This window comes from Streptomyces sp. NBC_00846, assembly GCF_045207325.1.
Taxonomy (GTDB): domain Bacteria; phylum Actinomycetota; class Actinomycetes; order Streptomycetales; family Streptomycetaceae; genus Streptomyces.
Map to the genome: position 1 here is coordinate 2,894,644 of NZ_CP108846.1, position 18,674 is coordinate 2,913,317.

Genomic DNA, 18,674 nt, shown 5'->3' on the forward strand with positions numbered 1-18,674 from the left:
GTGCTCAGTCGGTGTCCGTCGCGGCCAACATCGCCAGCCGTCGGCGTTCTGGAGAGACCGCGACGAGGCCGATGTCCCAGGCCACACGCTCGAACCACTTGGTTTCGGCGCCAAAGGCATACCAAGCGCACGCCCGGGCGCACGCCTCGACCTCCTCCGCAAGGATGCCCTGCGCCATACCGGAGAGGCCGGCCATGGACTGCCACGCGGCCAGGCGGCCGTAGGCGCCACCGGCGCCAGAGTTGTACGCGCCGCCCGTGGACGCGGCGGCGAAGAGAATCCGCCATGCGTGCTCCGGCGGGCAGGCCTCGACCGAAAAGGCGGTCTTCTTCGTCCCCGCGCCTTCCAGGCACGCCAGCCCGAGTGCCAACAGCATGCTCGGTACCGACTCGGCTGCCAGAGGAGCTGCCAGATCGAAGACGCGTGCTTCGATCCGGCCGTTCGACTCGTCGGCCCAGTTCGTCACAGCAGCGCCGGTGCCCTTGGCAACGGCTTCGGTCGTCGTTTCCTCAACTGACGGCACGTGCGCCCGGGCATCACTCTGCACCTCACGGTTCGCCGACGGGCCGTACGGTATCGAGTGGCTGCCTCCGCGCACGCTGTAGCTCGGCAGATCCGGCTGACCTTCCACCTCCGACAGCGCCAACGGCAGCTCCCCCCAGCGGATGATGACTCCAGTGCGGCGACGTCGCCCACCCGGCGATCCCCGGTGACTCCGTGACGTCAACACCCCTGAGCACCAGTTCATGGACAAGACACGCGCGCAGTTCCTCTGTGGCGTGTCCGGTGAACGCCACTGCGAGGTCCTCGGCCGGTTGGCTGGAGGCCAGCAGGGAGGCGGTATGGCGGCTGATCTTGCGGTCAGCGGCCTCCGCAGAAGAGACCAGCCGCAGTGCTTGGACGACGTTGCCTGGACCGGGCGTGGTGGCCAGTAGCCGGAGCAGGTAGTCGAAGACGTTCCTGTACTGCCATATCCGCCCCGCGTCGGTTGCATACGCTCCGGCGAGCGCGATGGCGAGATCCGCGACGAAGGCAGCGTCTCCCCGCTCAAGACTGCTGTCAGCCGTCTTCCATACGTCGGTGACGCTCTTCAGGCCCGGCAGTTTCGTCACGATCTTCTGTATGCGGTCAGCCACAGCGATGGAGCATAGGCGTTCCGCAGCGCGCAGGCGACGGCATTTCCCCTGATCACCGCAGCCCTCTCAGTCCCCGCACTGTTTGAGCATCATTTCCTTGTCCGGGGCTGTCACTGGGAGCTCATACTTTTCCGCGACCTGCGCGAACCGCACCGCGTACGAGCAGCGGATCGCCTTGTTCGGCGGCAGCCAGGATGCCGGACCGGAGTCCCGCTTGGCGGAGTTCGTGGAGCCCGAGACCGGCAAGAGGTTCAGCACGTCGTTGGCCAACTGCCGCCGCTTCTCCTTGCTCCAGCGCGCGGCGCCCATCTGCCAGGCGTACGACAGCGGCACCACGTGGTCTATCTGCACCTCGGTGGCCTTGGCCTTCTTCCAGGCGATTTCCTTGCCGGTGTACGGGTCGTACAGGTCCATCGACACGACAACACAGTCGGAACCCGTACGGAACTCGACGTTCCGACCGTGAAGTTTCAGCAGGTCGTTCCGCGTGTCACAACCATTCCGCGCCAGCGGCACCCCGTCCGCCGTATCCATCCACGCGTAGCCGAACTCGTCCCGGTCGTATCCCGTCTTCGGCCCCCGCCCCTTGGTCGTCACCTTGGAGATCAGCGCACGCGCTGACGCCTCGTCCTTCTCTGCCGAGATCGGGGCCAGTCCCGGCTTGGTTCCGTCAGGATCGGCCAAGGGACTCGTCCCGTACGTGGTGGACGTGCCGCCGCCTGATGAACCGCGCTCGCCGGAGAGTCCGCCTCCCGTACAGCCCGCCAGGACCGTCCCGACAACCAGTACAGCGCTGGCATGCAGCACGCCGCTCGTGAGACACCGCATGGACACGTGGCCACCCCGCCCCTGAGACACATCACCGTGAGACATCTACGCCGCCAACATAAGGTCATTGGCGATCTGCTGCCGCTTGGTCTCGTTCCAACGGGCGGCGCCCATCTGCCAGTCGTACGAGAGCGGCATGACGTGGTCGATCTGGACCTTGGTGGCCTGCTGCTTGCGCCAGTCGATGGTCGAGCCGGTGTACGGGTCCTTGAGGGTCATCGACACGACCACGCAGTCCGATCCGGAGCGGAACTTCACGTCCTTGCCGTCCCTGGCGAGGAGGTCGTTGCGGGTTATCTGCAGCTCTTTCATCGACGCGATGCACATGAGGCACAGCCGTAACCCATTCCTGTCCCTCGCCGTTATCGGTCATGCCGTGAGGCACATGAGCGACTTCGGAGACAGGAAGCAGATCCATGACGTTATGCACAGAGAAGGCCGTCTCACCCACCACCGGCGAGACCACCTGGCTCCTGGTCGACGAGGAGACGTACATGCCTCACCCCGAAGCCCGTGAGTTCTCCCTGTATCTGCGCGGAGCCGGGCGGTCACCGCAGACACAGCGCGCGTACATCCCCAGAATCGGCCGCTTCCTCAATTGGTGCGCAGAGCGGGGCACCAACTGGAGGACCGTCCGGCTCGGGGACATGAGCCTGTTCAAGTTCCACGTCGAACGGAAACCGACCCAGTACGGGCGGCCTCCGTCCGGCAAGACGGTCAACGCCACGCTCACTGCGGTGTGTGAGTTCCTCCGCTTCTGCGCAGTCCAGGGACATGTGGATCAGGAAGTCGCCGCGCGTCTCAGCGAGCCACGCTTCCTCGCCCACGCCCCGGCCGGCTTCGATCCCGGCGAGGGCTGCCAGCACCTGATGGTCAAAGCCCGCGTCCTGAAGGCGCCGGAGATCGAACGGGCACCACAGACGCTCACTGGCGTCCAGACGGAGCAGGTCATCGACGCCGCTCGCACTGCGCGTGACCGGCTGCTGCTGACCGTCTTGGTGGAAGCCGGTCTTCGCATCGGCGAAGCTCTTGGACTGCGGCGTGAGGACATGCATCTGCTCCCCGACTCCACGCACCTGGGCTGCCGAACCAGTGGCGCGCACCTGCACGTCAGGCCCCGTCAGGACAACGTCAACGGGGCGCGGGCCAAGGCCGGGCGCCCTCGCATGGTTCCGCTCACACCGGAAGTGGTGCACCGATACCGCGATCATCTCGCCGAGCGTGAACAGGTAGTCGGCTCCGCCGACTGTGACTACGTCTTCCTCAACCTCGTCGGCGTCCACGCGGGGCGTCCGCTCTCGTACTCCAATACCAAGCAAGTGATTGAACGGATCGGGAGGCGCTGTGGTCTGACCGCCCGGCCGCACATGATGCGGCACACAGCCGCCACCCGCTGGATCCGCAACGGGGTCGCCCCGGACGTCGTACAGACCCTCTTGGGGCACGCCTCCTCGGCGAGTACGGCCGTGTATCTGCACGCCCAGGACGAGGATCTCCGCGCAGCCGTCGCGGCCGTCGAAAGTCTCGCGCCGGAGCTGCTGCGATGACCGTTGCGCTCCTCCGCTCCGCTGCCGTTTCCTCCGTCCCCGGCGTCCGGGAGTGGCCGTCATGGCTCGCGGCACGCCTCCCCTCGGGCTGGCGCACAGATGAATGGGACCCCGTTCAGGCACTGTTCACTGCCGATCCCTGCAACCCGACGACCAGCGTGTTCGTCTGCTCCGTGGTCACCTGTGTCACTCATGTGGCGAGCAACGGATCCCGTTGCGACGCCTGCCGAAAAGCCCGATATCTCCTGGGGAACCCTGCGGATTTCGACACCACGCACACCCCAGATCCGGCCCGCCGCAGGCCCAACACCTCTGCGAACGGGGCGATGCCGGGCGTCTCCCAGTTCTCGCTCGCGGATGTGAGCCATGCAGTCCGGCAGGAGTTCCTGTATGGGCTCCAGCAGCGCGACGACGCCGGGATCAGCCTGGTCCCCCAGCGGGTACGCCGCATTGTGGCCGGCCTCCCCGCCGGACTCGGCTCGCTCCTCAACCTGGACGCCTCCTTCTCCTCCGGGCTTCCGGCTGCGGCCTCCGGCGTCCTGAACGGTGTTCTCCTGCACGTCCGACGAGCACGCGTCGAGTTCGAGGGCACCGATCCGGCCTCGGGCGACGTATGGGAGTGCGCCCTCATCGGGCTGACGGCAGGGCGCGGTCGCAAGTATGCCGCTGTCCACGGCGACATCGACTTCCGTCCGGTACGGCAGCGTTGGCTGCGGGAACTGGTCAAGGAGTACGGCCGCACGGCACGCCCCAACGTCATGGACCTACGGCAGACCGTCTACGCGGCGACCATCGCGTCCTCCGCGCTGGCAGGCCGCACTCACGGGGATGAGCCGGGGCTCCTCGCCATGGCTGACATGAACGCCGTAGTGGACATGTTGCGGATCACCAAGCGGCCCGAGGACGGTCACGACTACTCCACCAGCCACCGCAGAGCCCTGCTCCGCCACTGGCGCACGTTCCTGGAATACGCCCGTCAGGCCGGGATGATGGACCACGTGCCCGGCGGGTTCGCGCTCAACCCCCGCTTCCATAACATCGCAGCGGTAGAAGTGACCGAGGACGATCTCGGCCGTGCGATCCCCGAGCACATCATCGCCCAGCTCGACGTGCACCTCGGTCTGCTGGGCACCTCGACGGGGTACGCGAGCGGCGGCTGGACGGCCGCCGATTTCGCGCGGATGTACCAGGTGGCCTACGCGGTCCTCCGGGACACCGGCCGACGTCCGGGCGAGGTCACCAGCCTGCACCGCAACTGCCTGGAGCGGGTAGACGGCAAACCGACGCTGATCTACGACAACCACAAACGGCGACGCCACGGCCGTCGGCTGCCGATCTCGGAGAGCACCGCCCAGCTGGTCGAAACCTGGCAGAAAGAGCTCGATGCGCTACCGGCCGTACCAGCCTGCGCCCAGTGGCTTTTTCCCTCACCGGGACAGCGCAACCGTCCACGCCGCGGGCATCTGAACACTTCGCATTTCTGCAACCGGATCTTCCGGAACTGGGTCGACGAACTGATCCCTGACCTTGTGGACGACCGGCTCGACGAGGACGGCGTCCCGCGCGCCTACGACCGGACCCAGGTCGTCCCGTACGGCTTCCGCCACGCGTACGCCCAGCGTCATGCGGACGCGGGCACTCGCCCCGACGTCCTGCGGGAACTCATGGACCACCGTTCACTGGACGTGACCATGGGCTACTACAAGGTCTCCCTCAGCCGAAAGCAGGAGGCCGTGCGCAAAGTCGCGGCACTCGCCGTCGACCGGCACGGAGCAGCCCGCGGATTCGGCGATCCCCTCGCCTACGAGGTGGAAAGCGTCGGGGTTCCCTACGGCGGCTGCACCGAGCCGAGCAACGTCAAGGCCGGCGGCGGGCACTGCCGCATCCGCTTCCAGTGCGCCGGATGCGACTTCTACCGGCCCGATCCCTCCTACCTCCCCGCCCTGGAACAGCAGATCGCGGACCTGCGGGCCGACAAGGAAGCCGCCAGGGCGATGGAGGCCGCCGACTGGGTCGTGCGCAATCTCGACGACCAGATCCGCGCCTACTCGAAGTCGGCCGACGAGATGCGGCGGAAACTCGACGCGCTGCCCGCCGAGGAGCGGGCCGCCGTCGAATCCGCCTCACGCGAGCTGCGCAAGGCGCGTTCGGCAGCGGCCTTCATCCCTCTGCAGGCGCTGACGACGCGGAGCTCCGAATGAAAATCCCTGCCGCTTCCGGCGGCAACGACCGGAACGCCCGGGTCGAGCGCCTGCGCGTCAGCCGTGCCAAGGACAGCGAAGACAAGACCAGGCGTGCACTCGACGCCGTGGACGGCCTTCTCCGCTCGGGACGACGGATCACCGTCACCCAAGTGGCACGGGAAGCTTCGGTGTCCACGTGGTTCGTCTACAACCAGCCTCAGGTGCACCAGGCCGTTCAGGACGGCATCACCGCCCAGCAAGGGCGGGGGCGCCATAACTCCCTGACTCCGGAGACATCTCAGGTGTCTCAGGCCGGGTTGCGGACGGATCTCGCACTGGCCCGCGAAGAGATCAAGGACCTCAAGAAGGAGCGCGATCGGCTCCGTAACCGGCTCAGGCTGTCTCTCGGCGCCGAGTTGGAGGGCGTGAACCGGAACGAGCTGATCGAGCGGGTACAGCAGATCGAGCAGCGGAATACCGCGCTGGAGCAATCGCTTTCAGAGGCCAGGGACCATATCGCCGCCCTGGAGGGCCAACTACGTGAGGCGGAGGACGACCTCACCGCCGCGCGAGCCAGTCTCCGCCGTGCCATACGCTCCGTTCCGCCCCCGTAGCAGTGCGCTCTACTGCCGCACTCCGCGACTGTCCGGCTTGTGTGTCGTCTGCCGGACAGCCGTGAAGAGCGGAGTCAGAATGGGGGATCGTTGAAGAGCGTGCCGGTCCAGGCAGGTGCGACCGGCTCGGATGCGCGCTGCTGAAGGAGCACGACAGCATCTTTGACGCGCCCCAGGTCGATGAGGTGGCCGGCCAGGTCATGGCTGTTCGCGGTGGCGTGCTGTTCGAGAACGGCAACAGCCTCCTCGGTACGTCCGGCGCCAGCGAGCAGCTCAGCAATGTGCGGCACCGCGTACGAGGTGGATCCCTCGGGGTGGGAGCAGGCCTGTGCAACCGCTTCGTCGACGCCGTCGCGGGCGGCGATCAGCGGCAGCCGTATCCAGTACAGGTCCCAGTCCTCCTCGCCCCCGCGGGCGGCGGCGAGGGCGTCGAGGTGCGCCAGGCCCTCCTCGGGACGGCCCTGGTCGAGGCACAGGTCAGACAAAATATGCAGGATCCAGTCGTCTCCGTTGTGGGCGTCGGCCTGGACGCGCATCACGTCGATGGCTTCGTCCCCTTGGCCGTGCCGTGCCAGGAGCTGCGCCAGTTGTACCGCGCCGTGGCACTGGCCCGGCTGCTGGTACACGGCGATCGCGCCTTCCACATCACCGCGCTCCTCCAGCACCTCGGCCAGGCGCCGCGCGGCGTGACCGAGGTGCTCGGTCGCCGCGTACGCGCGCAGTTCCTCGATCCGATCGTGTCTTGCCAGCAGGTCGGCCAGCTGGTCGTGGCTGTTGACGGAGGTGTGCTGCCGGGTGTGCAGCAGGGCGATCGCTTCGTCGATGCGGCCCTGGCGTTCGCGGATCGCGGCAAGCAACCCGATTGCCGTGTCGGGGTCGAGGCCTCGGCAGCACCATGGGCTGTCGCACCGGTGCTGGGCAGGGATCCGGGCAGCCAGCAGCGCGGCGATGTCTTCGTCCCGGCCGGCTTTTTCGGAGATGTCGACCAGAGCGGTGGCAAGAAGCCAGTCCTCGATTCCGGCGCTTAGCCGAGTGACCGCCCCGCCCGTCCGCCCGTGGCGGGTCAGTAGGCGCGCGAAAAACTCCAGCGGGAGCCCTCCCGCCCTCGCGTACGGCCGGGCAAGCGCGACCGCCTCCTCTGCCCGCCCCCAGCTCTCCAGCAGTTCCGCCTGAGTCTGGGCTGCCAGCCACCAGCCCGTGGCAACGTACGGAGCAAGCACCTCCAACGCCTGGGCTTGCCGACCCTGGTCACCGAGTAGCCGCGCCCATTCCCGCGCGCAGAACCATTCCCCACGCCGGGCCTGGACCTCCACCTCCTCGCTGTGGCCGAGTTCAAGAAGCCGGGAAACCAGGAGCGGAGGAATACAGCCGGACAATGTCCGGGCCTGGTGGTCGAGATCGGCAGCGTCCATGACTGCGCACCTTAGCCACCGTGTCCGACATGGGCCCTACAGCCCCTGGTCGGGGCAGTCATCGGGATGCTGTCAGTCCTGACACTGCTTCAACATCGTTGCTTTGTCCGCCGTCGTCACCGGGAGCTCGTACTTGTCGGCGACCTGCGCGAACCGCACCGCGTACGAGCACCGGATCTTCTTGTTCGGCGGCAGCCAGGCCGCGGGCCCGGAGTCCCCCTTCGACGAGTTGGCGCGCCCTTCGACAGGAAGCAGATTGAGGACGTCGTTCGCCAGTTGCTTGCGCTTGCTCTCCGGCCATCGAGCGGCGCCCATCTGCCAGCTGTATGACAGCGGGACCACATGGTCGATCTGCACCTCGGCCGCCTTCGCCTTCTGCCAGACGATGTCCTTGCCGGTGTACGGGTCGTACAGGTCCATCGAAACGACCACACAGTCGGAACCAGCTCGGAACTGGACGTTCCGACCATGGAGCTTCAGCAAGTCGTTCCGCGTGTCACAACCGTTCCTCGCCAGCGGCACCCCGTCCGCCGTGTCCATCCAGGCGTAGCCGAACTCGTCGCGGGCGTAGCCCGTCTTCGGCCCACGGCCCTTCGTGGTGAGCTCTTCGATGGTCTTGCGCGCCTTGGACTTGTCCGCCTCCGAAGTTAGCGCGGCGAGCCCGGGCTTCGTCCCGTCGGGATTCGCCAGTGGGCTCACCGCATACCCGGCAGCGGCGTCCGGTCCAGATCCTGAGGAGGCTCCACCAGACTCCAGGTCGTCACAGCCCGCGACGAGCACGGCGGCAACGGCGACCGTAAGGACGGCCCTCTTCCCGCGAACGGACAGGAGCCTGTGACTCATGTGCCTCTCATTACGCACAGCCGACCACACCCTGCATACGCTGCGAGAACAGCCCCATCACAACGCGAACCATAGAGATAATGCGGGTGTCGCAGCCGTTCCGGGCAAGCGGTATCCCGTCGACCGAGTCCTTCCACGCATAGCCGAACTTGTCGCGCGCGTACCCGGTCTTCGGCCCCCGCCCCTTCGTCGCCACCTTCTCGATGATCTGCCGGCCAGTTGCCCGGTCCGCCTCGGAGGTGAGCGGTGCGAGACCCGGCTTCGTACCGTCGGCGTTGTCCAGCGGGCTCGCCCCGAACCCGGTGACGGCAGCCTCTCCGCCGCCCTGCTGCCCGGCCCCGGAGGACGTCTGCTCGGGGTCGCAGCCGGTCAGGGCCAGCACCGCCGCCGCGCCGATGGCGGGCAGCATCACTCGGTACGTACGCGGAGATATCACTCGAAGCCGTCCTGAGGAGAGAAAGCCGAACCCGGGAATCGTACGGATGTCTCCCCCTGCGAGGCATGTTCATGGCTACGGTTCGGGCCGGATGCGGCCGGAATCACACTTCCCCGGCAGGCCGACCAGTCACAGAACGCCAGACTCACTCGGCCGTGAACTCGTACTGCAACTCGTACAGATGACCCGCCTTGACCATGACAGTCGCTTCGATGGGCCGCTCCCGGTCGCTGTAGACAACGCGCAGTGTCCGCAGAACCGGCAGCCCACCGGGCAGCCGCAGCGCCTGGTACTGGTCCTGCGTGGGTACCCGCGCGGAGACCCGGTCCACGCTCAGCCGCGGCGGGTAGCCCAGCTCCGCAAGCAGGGTCGGCGTGCCGCCGGTGATCTTGCGGCGCTCCGTCATCACCGTGCCCCGTGCGATCTCCAGCGGGTAGTAGGACGCGACCAGTTCCACCGGCTCGTCGTCCATCACGAGAAGCTGGCGCCGCAGAAGTGCGGTGCCGGACTTCGGGAGCCGGAGTGCTGCGGCGACGTCCGCGGGCGGCTCGGCCTCGGCGACCTCAAGGAGTGTGCTGTGTGCGCGGGAGCCGATCTTCGCCGCCTCTGTCAGCCAGCGGTACGGCTCACCCGAACCTGCCGGGGCCATGTACGAGGCCGGGCGGACGGTTCGCTGTCGGTGTTCACGGACCGTCACCGCGGCACCTGCCCTGCCGATCACCAACTGTTCGTCCTTGAGCAGCTGCAGCGCCTTCTGCACGGTCGCGTTCGAGGCGTTGAACCGTTCCTTGAGGTGCACGGTGGACGGCAGGCTGGCACCAGGGGCAAGGTCCCCGCCCATAATCTGGTCCCTGAGGTCGGCCGCGATGCGCTCGTGCAGTGAACGGCGGTCGACGGCATCCGCTTCGGGTCTGGGCACAGTCATCCGATCCTGATCTCGTATCGCAACTTCTGGCGCCGTGGAGGCATGGCCATCACGTCGACCTGAATGGGCCGGTCCGCGTCGTCCAGCGTGAGCCGGGTCAGTTGCAGTACGGGTTCCCCCGCCGTCAGCCGCAGTTGCTCCCGCTCGTGCTCGGTCGCCTGCCGCGCGGTCACGTCCTCGCGCACGCGGACGCCAACATAACCCAGGTCCGCCAGAAGCCTGATCGCCCCGCCCGGGATCTTGGCAGTCTCGGCCAGGCCGGTGCCGCCCGCGATGTCCACGGGGTAGTACGTATCCGTCAACTCACACGGCTCGCCGTCGAGATACATGATCCTGCGCCGGGCAATAACGCTCTGCCCGGCGGGCGTGCCCAGCAACTCCGCGACCGGCCCCGGAGCCTCCACCTCGCCTGCCTGGACAATGCGCTGAATGCCCCGGCGGCCCTCTGCGGCAGCCTCCGCAGCCCAGGCGTCGCCTCGGGCTCCGGGGGACGCGGCGAGGTACGGCACCGAAGTGCTGATCCATTCACTGCCGCCCATAGTCCTTCTCCTCCGCAGCCAACGCCCGTACCAGCCTGCCGCATCACACGGTAGGCGACTCTGGCGTACCCCCACAGAGTAGACCTTGCCGCTTTTCGTGAATAGCAGCACAGTCCTCTTCACGTTACGGCCCGCGAGCAAGGCGGTGAACCACCGTGTCCCTGTCGCAGCAACGACGCTTTCCCCGCAGGCGCACCTCCGTTGGTGCCTCACGCGACTTCGTCACCGGCGTCCTTATCGAGTGGGAGCTCCACCCTCTGGTCGAGGACATAAAGCTGTGCATCTCGGAGCTCGCCACCAACGCGTTGGTGCATGGCGCGCCACCCGGGCGCGAGTTCTGCGTCGGACTCCACCGGGGCGAGGAGCTGGTGCGGCTGGAGGTCCGTGACAGTGGACCCGGTCGGCCCACGGTCCAGCAGCCCGGCGACGACGCCTGCTCAGGGCGTGGGTTACGCCTCGTGAACGAGCTTGCCGATGACTTCGGCGTCGACGATCACGTCGTGGGCAAGACCGTTTGGCTGAGCTTCAAGATCCCGGCCGCCTCCACGCTCCCGTCACGTGCTCGGGAGCGAACGTGACACTTCGGCACCGACATGTCACGTCGGAAGGACATGTGACGGCGCGGGCAGGTCCGGATCGCAAAAGGGGGAGAGGCTGACTCTGCGGTCTCTCCCCCGCCTTGCGTACGGTGCCTCACGACCCCAGGATCGTCGTGAGGAACTCCCCCGTCCACGCCAGCAGTTCGCGGCCGACGACCGGCTTGCCGCCGATCCTGCCGGTGGTGGGGCGGGGGACCAGGATCTGGTGGACGGCCGGCTTGATGATCGTCTTCGGGTAGAGGCGCTTGAGGCGGAGCTCCTGCGATTCGCGCAGCTCGACCGGGGCGAACCGGATGTTCGAACCCTGGAGCACGATCTCGCCGACGCCGCAGGCGCGGGCCAGCATGCGCAGGCCCGCGACGAGGAGCAGGTTCTCGACCGGCTCGGGGAGCTTGCCGTAGCGGTCGGTGAGTTCCTCGCGGACCGCCCTGATGTCGTCCTCCGTGTTGGCGGAGGCGATGGCCCGGTACGCCTGGAGGCGCAGCCGCTCGCCGGGGGCGTAGTCGTGGGGGACGTGGGCGTCGACCGGGAGCTCGATCTTGACCTCCAGGGGCGGCTCCTCCCCCACACCGCCTTCGAGGGAGGCCCGGTAGTCGGCGACCGCCTCGCCCACCATGCGTACGTACAGGTCGAAACCGACGCCCGCGATGTGGCCGGACTGTTCGCCGCCCAGCAGGTTTCCCGCGCCGCGGATTTCGAGGTCCTTCATCGCCACGTACATGCCCGCGCCCATCTCGGTGTGCTGGGCGATCGTGGCCAGGCGCTCGTGGGCCGTCTCGGTGAGCGGCTTCTCCGGGGGGTAGAGGAAGTAGGCGTAGCCGCGCTCGCGGCCCCGGCCGACCCGGCCGCGCAGCTGGTGGAGCTGGGAGAGGCCGAAGTTGTCGCCGCGCTCCACGATCAGGGTGTTGGCGTTGGAGATGTCGATGCCGGACTCGACGATCGTCGTGGAGACCAGGACGTCGAACTTCTTCTCCCAGAAGTCCACCACCACCTGTTCCAGGGCCTGTTCGGACATCTGGCCGTGTGCTGTCGCGATCCTCGCCTCGGGGATGATCTCGCGCAGCCGGGCGGCGGCCCGGTCGATCGACTCGACGCGGTTGTGGATGTAGAACGCCTGGCCCTCGCGGAGCAGTTCACGGCGGATGGCCGCGCCGATCTGCTTCTCCTCGTACGGTCCGACGAAGGTGAGGACCGGGTGGCGCTCCTCGGGCGGCGTGGTGATCGTCGACATCTCGCGGATGCCGGTGACGGCCATTTCGAGGGTACGGGGGATGGGTGTCGCGGACATGGTGAGAACGTCCACGTTGGCGCGGAGCTTCTTCAGCTGCTCCTTGTGCTCGACGCCGAAGCGCTGTTCCTCGTCGACGATGACCAGGCCGAGGTCCTTGAACTTCGTCTCGGAGGAGAAGAGGCGGTGGGTGCCGATGACCAGGTCGACGGAGCCCTCGCGGAGCCCTTCGAGGGTCGACTTGGATTCGGAATCCGACTGGAAGCGGCTCAGCGCCCGTACGTTGACCGGGAATTGGGAGTAGCGCTCGGTGAACGTGCCGTAGTGCTGCTGGACCAGGAGGGTCGTGGGGACGAGGACGGCGACCTGCTTGCCGTCCTGGACCGCCTTGAAGGCCGCCCGTACCGCGATCTCCGTCTTGCCGTAGCCGACGTCGCCGCAGATCAGCCGGTCCATCGGGACGGACTTCTCCATGTCCTCCTTGACTTCGGCGATGGTGGTGAGCTGGTCGGGCGTCTCCGCGTACGGGAAGGCGTCCTCCAGTTCGCGTTGCCAGGGCGTGTCGGGGCCGAAGACATGGCCGGGCGCCGCCATCCGTGCCGAGTACAGCTTGATCAGGTCGGCGGCGATCTCCTTGACGGCCTTCTTGGCGCGCGCCTTGGTCTTGGTCCAGTCGGCGCCGCCGAGCCGGTGCAGGGTCGGTGCCTCGCCGCCGACGTACTTGGTGACCTGTTCCAGCTGGTCGGTCGGAATGTAGAGGCGGTCGCCGGGCTGGCCACGCTTGGCGGGGGCGTACTCGACGAGGAGGTACTCACGGGTGGCGCCCTGCACGGTGCGCTGCACCATCTCGATGTAGCGGCCCACCCCGTGCTGCTCGTGGACGATGTAGTCGCCGGTCTCCAGCGTCAGCGGGTCGATCGTCTTGCGGCGGCGGGCCGGCATCCGGCCCAGGTCCTTGGTGGCGGTGCGCTGGCCGGTGAGGTCCGTCTCGGTCAGTACGGCGAGCTTCAGCGCCGGGTCGACGAAACCTTGGTCGATCGCGCCGCAGGAGACGTGGACCAGGGACGGGGAGATCTCGGCCAGGTCGGGATCCAGCCGGGCCGCGATGCCCTCGCCGCTCAGCACCTCGACGGTACGGGAGGCGAGCCCCTGGCCCTCGGTGACGTACACCGTGCGCCAGCCGTCGGCGATCCAGCCCTTGGTGTCGGCCAGCGCGCGGGCGGTGTCGCCCCGGTACGACTCCGGGGCGTGCATCGTGAGCTTGAGGGTGTCCTCGTCGAGCTCCTCGTCCGCGGCGAACGGGGAGACCGACCACCACATCATCTCCAGCTCGCGGGCCCGGTCGCGGACGTCCGCGATGCCCCACAGCGATGCCGCGCCGACGTCGATCGGGGCCTCGCCACCGCCCGCGGTGGCCGCCCAGGACGCCTGGAGGAACTCCTGGCTGGTGGCGACCAGGTCGGCGGCCCTCGTACGTACCCGCTCCGGGTCGCAGAGCAGCGCCATCGAGCCCTTCGGCAACACGTCGAGCAGCAGCTCCATGTCGTCGACGAGGACCGGGGCGAGGGACTCCATGCCCTCCACCGCGATCCCTTCGGCGATCTTGCCGAGCAGCTCGCCCAGCTCCGGGTGCTGCTCGGCGAGGGCGGCGGCCCGCGCGCGGACCTCGCCGGTCAGCAGCAGTTCCCGGCAGGGCGGCGCCCACAGTCCGTGCTCGGCGATCTCCAGCGACCGCTGGTCGGCGATCTTGAAGTAGCGGATCTCCTCGACGTCGTCGCCCCAGAATTCCACCCGAAGGGGGTGCTCCTCGGTCGGCGGGAAGACGTCGAGGATGCCGCCTCGCACGGCGAATTCACCGCGCTTCTCGACCAGTTCGACCCGGGAGTACGCGGCTGCCGCGAGCGCGTCGACCGTCTTGCCGAGGTCGGCGCTCTGTCCGATGGCCAGCGCTACGGGTTCCAGGTCACCGAGCCCCTTGACCTGCGGCTGGAGCACGGAGCGCACCGGTGCGACGACGACCTTGACGGGCCCGGTCTCCGGGTCGTCCTTCCTCGGGTGCGCGAGGCGCCGCAGCACGGCGAGGCGGCGGCCCACGGTGTCGGAGCGGGGCGAGAGCCGCTCGTGCGGCAGGGTCTCCCAGGACGGGAACTCGGCGATCGTGTCCGGCGGCAGCAGGGTGCGCAGCGCGGCCGCCAGGTCCTCGGCCTCCCGGCCGGTCGCGGTGACGGCGAGCACGGTCCGGTCGGTCTCGCGGGCCAGCGCGGCCACGGCGAAGGGGCGGGCGGCGGGCGGGCCGACGAGGTCGACATGCATCCGGTGGCCGTCGGTCGCGGCCTTCACCGCTTCGGAGAGTGCCGGGTCACGTACGACGACATCCAGCAGACCGTGCAGGCTCATGAAGGGCTTCCGTCCGGGTAACGAGGGTGAGGTCTAACAGCCGGCTGCTGCCAGGGGGCAACGCGTAGGGGCAACACGAAGGACCCGACACGTCTCACGGGCCGGGGGTTCCCAGGGTACGACTCCGCTGTGACAGCCGCGCCCGCAATCCGGCTCAGCGGGTCGGATCCGGCCGCCGCCGGCCCGTCGCCGGATCCGGCCGCCACCGGCGCGTTCCCCGGCCGGACGCAGCCGGCCCCGGGGTGTTTGGAGGAACACCCCGGGGCCGGATCAGTCATCCTACGTCGGGCGCCGGAATCACCGGTCTCGCCGATCGCCTCCGACCGCGCCGACCGCGCCGGTCTCGCCGACCTCGCCGACCTCGCCGGTCTCGCCGGTCTCGCCGATCGGTCCTCGCTATTCCGTGGCGATCGCGTTCAGCACGTTCATCCTGCCCGCCCGGAACGCCGGGACCAGGGCCGCGAACAGGCCCACGAAGGCCGAGGCGACGAAGACCGTGAGGATCGTCGGCCACGGGATCTCCAGGACGTTGAGGCCCTCCAGGGCCAGCAGCTTCTGGGCCGCCGTGCCCCAGCCCATGCCCAGGCCGAGGCCGAGCAGGGCTCCGAAGACCGCGATGACCACCGACTCCAGGCGGATCATCCGGCGCAGCTGACGGCGGGAGAGGCCGATGGCGCGCATCAGACCGATCTCACGGGTCCGCTCGACCACCGACAGGGCCAGGGTGTTCACCACACCGAGCACCGCGACGATGATCGCGAGCGCCAGCAGGCCGTAGACGATGTTCAGCAGCTGGCCGATCTGGTCCTTCAGCTGCTGCTTGAAGTCGGCCTGGTTCTTCACCTCGTACTGCGGGTACTTGACGAGGGCGGCCTTCAGCGCGGCGTACGCCTCCTTCTCCTTGCCGTCCGCGGCCTTCGCGAACATCATCATGTTCTTCGGCAGGCTGTCGGCGGGGACGTACCGCGCGGCGGTCGCGACGTTCGTGTACATCGCGCCCTTGTCGATGTTCACGTCGTCCGAGGTGATCGCGGCGAGCCTCAGCTTCGCGGTCTCGCCGCCCCTGAACGCGACGGTGAGCCGGTCGCCGACCTTGAGGTGGTGCTTGGTGGCGTACGTGTCGCCGACGGACATGGCGTCCTTGCCGTACGCGTCGGCCAGCTTCCCGGCGACCGTCTCACGCCGGACGTCCTCCCGGTACGTGGGGTCGACGGCGGCCAGGGCGTTGTTCTCGGTGGTGCCGTCGGGGGCCGTGATCCTGGCGCTGACGACCTTGTAGCCGGTGAAGTGCTCGATGTCCGGCACGGACTCCAGGGACTTGACCGCCTGGTCCACGAGGGGCGTCGGGTTGCCGCCGACCGGCTGGACGATGAAGTCGGCGCCGACCGACTTGTCGAGTTCCTCGGTGGCCGAGGCGACCATGGAGGATCCGACGACCGAGAGGCAGGCGACCAGGGCGAGGCCGATCATCAGGGCGGCGCCGGTCGCTCCGGTGCGGCGCGGGTTGCGCAGGGCGTTGCGCTCCGCGAGCCGTCCGACGGGGCCGAACATCCGCAGCATGACGGCGCTCAGCACCCGGACCACGAAGCCGGCCAGCAGCGGGCCGATCACGATGAAGCCGATCAGGGTGAGAACCACGCCCAAAGCGAGGAAGAGCGAGCCCTCGCTCGACTTGTCGGCCTGCGTCGCGGCGTAGAGCGCGGTGCCGCCGCCGAGGGTGAGGACCAGGCCGATCGCGGCCCTGACCCGGCCGGCCCGGCCGTCCGCCGGGGTTCCGGCGTCGCGCAGGGCGGCCATCGGGGAGATCTTCCCGGCGCGACGGGCCGGGATGTACGCGGCGACGACGGTCACGATGATGCCGAGCGCGAGGCCGACGACCGGAGTCGTCCAGGCGACCGTGAGGTCGTCGGTGGACAGGTCCATGCCCACGGCGCCCATGAACTTCATCAGGCCGACGGCGAGGCCGATGCCCGCGCCGACGCCGAGGACGGAGCCGAGGATGCCGAGGAACAGCGCCTCGATGAGCACGGAATGGTTGACCTGCTCACGGCTGGAGCCGATGGCCCGCATCAGGCCGATCTCGCGGGTGCGCTGGGCGACCAGCATCGAGAAGGTGTTGACGATCAGGAAGATGCCGACGAGGAAGGCGATCCCGGCGAAGCCGAGCATCGCGTACTTCATGACGTCGAGGAAGGAGCCCATCGAGTTCTTGTTGGCGTCCGCGGCCTCCTTCTGCGTCTGGAGCTTGTACGCGGAGGTGTCACCGAGCGCCGTGGCGACGGTCTGCTTCAACTGCGTGTCGCTGACGCCGTGTTCGGCGGTGACGGAGATGAGGCTGAAGACGTCCGGCTTGCCGAGCAGTTTCGTCTGCGCGGTGACGGTGTCGAAGTAGACGACCGCCGCGCCGGGGTTGGTGACCTTGAAGGTGGCGATGCCGCTGATCGTCGCGTTGATGTCGCCGGTGGCGGCGATGGTGCGCAGCTCGTCGCCGATCTTGAGGTGGTGCTTGTCGGCGGTGTCGGCGTCGACCATCACCTCGGTCGGGCCGCGCGGTGCGTGGCCGGAGGTGATCTCCATCGAACGCAGGTCGTTCTTCGTCCAGTTGCCCGCGATCGTCGGGGCGCCCGTCGTGGAACCCATGTTCTTGTTGTCGCTGTCGACGACGGTGACGGACATGCTGAAGACCGCGCCCTCGGCGTCCTTCACACCGGTGGCCTTGCCGACCTGCTGGACGGCGGAGGCGGGGAGCGTGACGGGCTTGCCGTTCCCCGGAAGCCGGTCGTCGTCCTCGGGGGTCTTCGGGCTGACGGTGACATCGGCCGACGTCGCGGCGAAGAGCTTGTCGAACGTGGTGTTCATGGTGTCGGTGAAGACGAGCGTGCCGCACACGAACGCCACCGACAGCAGGACCGCGACGGCGGAGAGCGCCATGCGTCCCTTGTGGGCGAAGAAGTTCCGCCTCGATGTCTTCCAGACGGTCATGACGTCCGCCCGCGCGAGTCGAAGTCCTTCATGCGGTCGAGGACCTGGTCGGCCGTCGGGTTGTGCATCTCGTCGACGATGCGCCCGTCGGCGAGGTACAGCACCCGGTCCGCGTAGGAGGCGGCGACCGGGTCGTGGGTGACCATGACGATGGTCTGGCCCAGTTCGTCGACGGACTTGCGCAGGAAGCTCAGCACCTCGGCGCCGGCCCGCGAGTCCAGGTTTCCGGTGGGCTCGTCACCGAAGATGATCTCCGGCCGGGCGGCGAGCGCCCTGGCCACCGCGACGCGCTGCTGCTGGCCGCCGGAGAGCTCGGTGGGCCGGTGCTTCAGCCGTTCGGCGAGACCGACCGTCTCCACGACCTGCTGCAGCCAGGCCTCGTCGGGCTTGCGGCCCGCGATGTCCATCGGCAGCGTGATGTTCTCCAGCGCGTTGAGCGTGGGGAGCAGGTTGAACGCCTGGAAGATGAAGCCGATCCGGTCCCGGCGGAGCTGGGTGAGCTTCTTGTCCTTGAGCCCGGTGATCTCGGTCTCGTCGAGGAAGATCTGACCGGAGGTCACGGTGTCCAGGCCGGCCAGGCAGTGCATCAGGGTCGACTTGCCGGAGCCGGACGGGCCCATGATCGCCGTGAACTGCCCGCGGGCGATGTCCACATCGACATGGTCGAGCGCGACGACCCGGGTCTCCCCCGCCCCGTACGCCTTGACGACCTGTCGCGCTCGCGCAGCGACGGCCGTACGCCCTCCAGTGCCCTCGTGCCTGGGAATGGTTACAGCCGTTGTCACGGTTTATCTCCTATGTCGGTCATGTGGTTTTCAGGTGGTCGCGGCGTACGTCTGAAGTCTGGTGTCTGCAGGTGCCCGGCGCGCTGGTGCCCGGCGCAGTCTTCGGGTGGGGTTTTCCCCACCCCGCCCCCTGCGGTCTGCCGCATCCGCGGTGGGAATCAGCCGCATTTGGCGGTGTAGGAACACGTTAAGGAACGGACCGCCGCCGTCACGTCCTCCG

15 protein-coding genes and 1 pseudogene are annotated in these 18,674 nt (G+C 68.2%); 4 read left to right on the top strand and 12 right to left on the bottom strand.

Annotation, left to right across the window (positions count from 1 at the left end; translation table 11 throughout):
• Positions 1-4: 4 nt before the first annotated feature.
• From OG936_RS13280 to OG936_RS13295, 4 genes and pseudogenes are all read right to left on the bottom strand, one after another.
• Positions 5-646 carry a DUF6183 family protein gene (locus OG936_RS13280; RefSeq protein WP_406494772.1) on the bottom strand — a complete coding sequence of 214 codons (642 nt, stop codon included), beginning with the start codon at positions 644-646 and terminating at the stop codon, positions 5-7.
• Positions 549-1,136, bottom strand: a complete 588-nt coding sequence (locus OG936_RS13285; RefSeq protein ID WP_406494773.1) for a DUF6183 family protein — start codon at positions 1,134-1,136, stop codon at positions 549-551. Before OG936_RS13285 ends, OG936_RS13280 begins: the two co-directional genes overlap by 98 nt.
• 66 nt (positions 1,137-1,202) lie before the next feature.
• Positions 1,203-1,964 (bottom strand): HNH endonuclease family protein, encoded by a 762-nt coding sequence (locus OG936_RS13290; RefSeq protein ID WP_406494775.1) that lies wholly within the window; start codon positions 1,962-1,964, stop codon positions 1,203-1,205.
• A gap of 63 nt (positions 1,965-2,027) precedes the next feature.
• A pseudogene (locus OG936_RS13295) lies at positions 2,028-2,258 on the bottom strand (HNH endonuclease family protein); the annotation flags it as partial.
• A 122-nt stretch (positions 2,259-2,380) separates the two neighbouring features.
• Between OG936_RS13295 and OG936_RS13300 the strand changes: the two are divergent.
• The 3 genes from OG936_RS13300 (at position 2,381) to OG936_RS13310 (ending at position 6,308) form a co-directional block, all read left to right on the top strand.
• Positions 2,381-3,511 (top strand): tyrosine-type recombinase/integrase, encoded by a 1,131-nt coding sequence (locus OG936_RS13300; RefSeq protein WP_406494777.1) that lies wholly within the window; start codon positions 2,381-2,383, stop codon positions 3,509-3,511.
• Positions 3,512-3,837: 326 nt separating this feature from the next.
• On the top strand, positions 3,838-5,712 hold the full coding sequence (locus OG936_RS13305) for a tyrosine-type recombinase/integrase (protein ID WP_406494779.1): 1,875 nt from the start codon (positions 3,838-3,840) through the stop codon (positions 5,710-5,712).
• Positions 5,709-6,308 carry a DUF6262 family protein gene (locus OG936_RS13310; protein ID WP_406494781.1) on the top strand — a complete coding sequence of 200 codons (600 nt, stop codon included), beginning with the start codon at positions 5,709-5,711 and terminating at the stop codon, positions 6,306-6,308. Before OG936_RS13305 ends, OG936_RS13310 begins: the two co-directional genes overlap by 4 nt.
• 74 nt (positions 6,309-6,382) lie before the next feature.
• On the opposite strand, the gene OG936_RS13315 is transcribed toward OG936_RS13310, so the two are convergent.
• From OG936_RS13315 to OG936_RS13335, 5 genes are all read right to left on the bottom strand, one after another.
• On the bottom strand, positions 6,383-7,720 hold the full coding sequence (locus OG936_RS13315) for a tetratricopeptide repeat protein (RefSeq protein ID WP_406494783.1): 1,338 nt from the start codon (positions 7,718-7,720) through the stop codon (positions 6,383-6,385).
• 72 nt (positions 7,721-7,792) lie between these two features.
• Positions 7,793-8,563: an HNH endonuclease family protein gene (locus OG936_RS13320; protein ID WP_406494785.1), complete on the bottom strand. Its 771-nt coding sequence runs from the start codon at positions 8,561-8,563 to the stop codon at positions 7,793-7,795.
• A gap of 10 nt (positions 8,564-8,573) precedes the next feature.
• Positions 8,574-8,972 carry a hypothetical protein gene (locus tag OG936_RS13325; protein ID WP_406494786.1) on the bottom strand — a complete coding sequence of 133 codons (399 nt, stop codon included), beginning with the start codon at positions 8,970-8,972 and terminating at the stop codon, positions 8,574-8,576.
• 172 nt (positions 8,973-9,144) lie between these two features.
• Positions 9,145-9,924 carry a GntR family transcriptional regulator gene (locus OG936_RS13330; RefSeq protein ID WP_406494788.1) on the bottom strand — a complete coding sequence of 260 codons (780 nt, stop codon included), beginning with the start codon at positions 9,922-9,924 and terminating at the stop codon, positions 9,145-9,147.
• The gene (locus tag OG936_RS13335; RefSeq protein ID WP_406494789.1) at positions 9,921-10,463 is read right to left on the bottom strand and encodes a GntR family transcriptional regulator; all 543 of its coding nucleotides are present in this window, start codon (positions 10,461-10,463) and stop codon (positions 9,921-9,923) included. The genes OG936_RS13330 and OG936_RS13335 overlap by 4 nt, the downstream gene beginning before the upstream one ends.
• A gap of 155 nt (positions 10,464-10,618) precedes the next feature.
• Between OG936_RS13335 and OG936_RS13340 the strand changes: the two genes are divergently transcribed.
• The gene (locus OG936_RS13340) at positions 10,619-11,041 is read left to right on the top strand and encodes an ATP-binding protein (protein WP_406494791.1); all 423 of its coding nucleotides are present in this window, start codon (positions 10,619-10,621) and stop codon (positions 11,039-11,041) included.
• Between the two features lie 115 nt (positions 11,042-11,156).
• Here OG936_RS13340 and mfd read toward each other — a convergent pair whose 3' ends face one another.
• The 3 genes from mfd to OG936_RS13355 all read right to left on the bottom strand — a co-directional run bounded on the left by mfd (position 11,157) and on the right by OG936_RS13355 (position 18,454).
• The gene (gene mfd / locus OG936_RS13345) at positions 11,157-14,687 is read right to left on the bottom strand and encodes a transcription-repair coupling factor (protein ID WP_406494793.1); all 3,531 of its coding nucleotides are present in this window, start codon (positions 14,685-14,687) and stop codon (positions 11,157-11,159) included.
• 396 nt (positions 14,688-15,083) lie between these two features.
• Positions 15,084-17,669, bottom strand: a complete 2,586-nt coding sequence (locus tag OG936_RS13350) for an ABC transporter permease (RefSeq protein ID WP_406494794.1) — start codon at positions 17,667-17,669, stop codon at positions 15,084-15,086.
• On the bottom strand, positions 17,666-18,454 hold the full coding sequence (locus tag OG936_RS13355) for an ABC transporter ATP-binding protein (RefSeq protein WP_383757712.1): 789 nt from the start codon (positions 18,452-18,454) through the stop codon (positions 17,666-17,668). Before OG936_RS13355 ends, OG936_RS13350 begins: the two co-directional genes overlap by 4 nt.
• Positions 18,455-18,674: the final 220 nt, after the last annotated feature.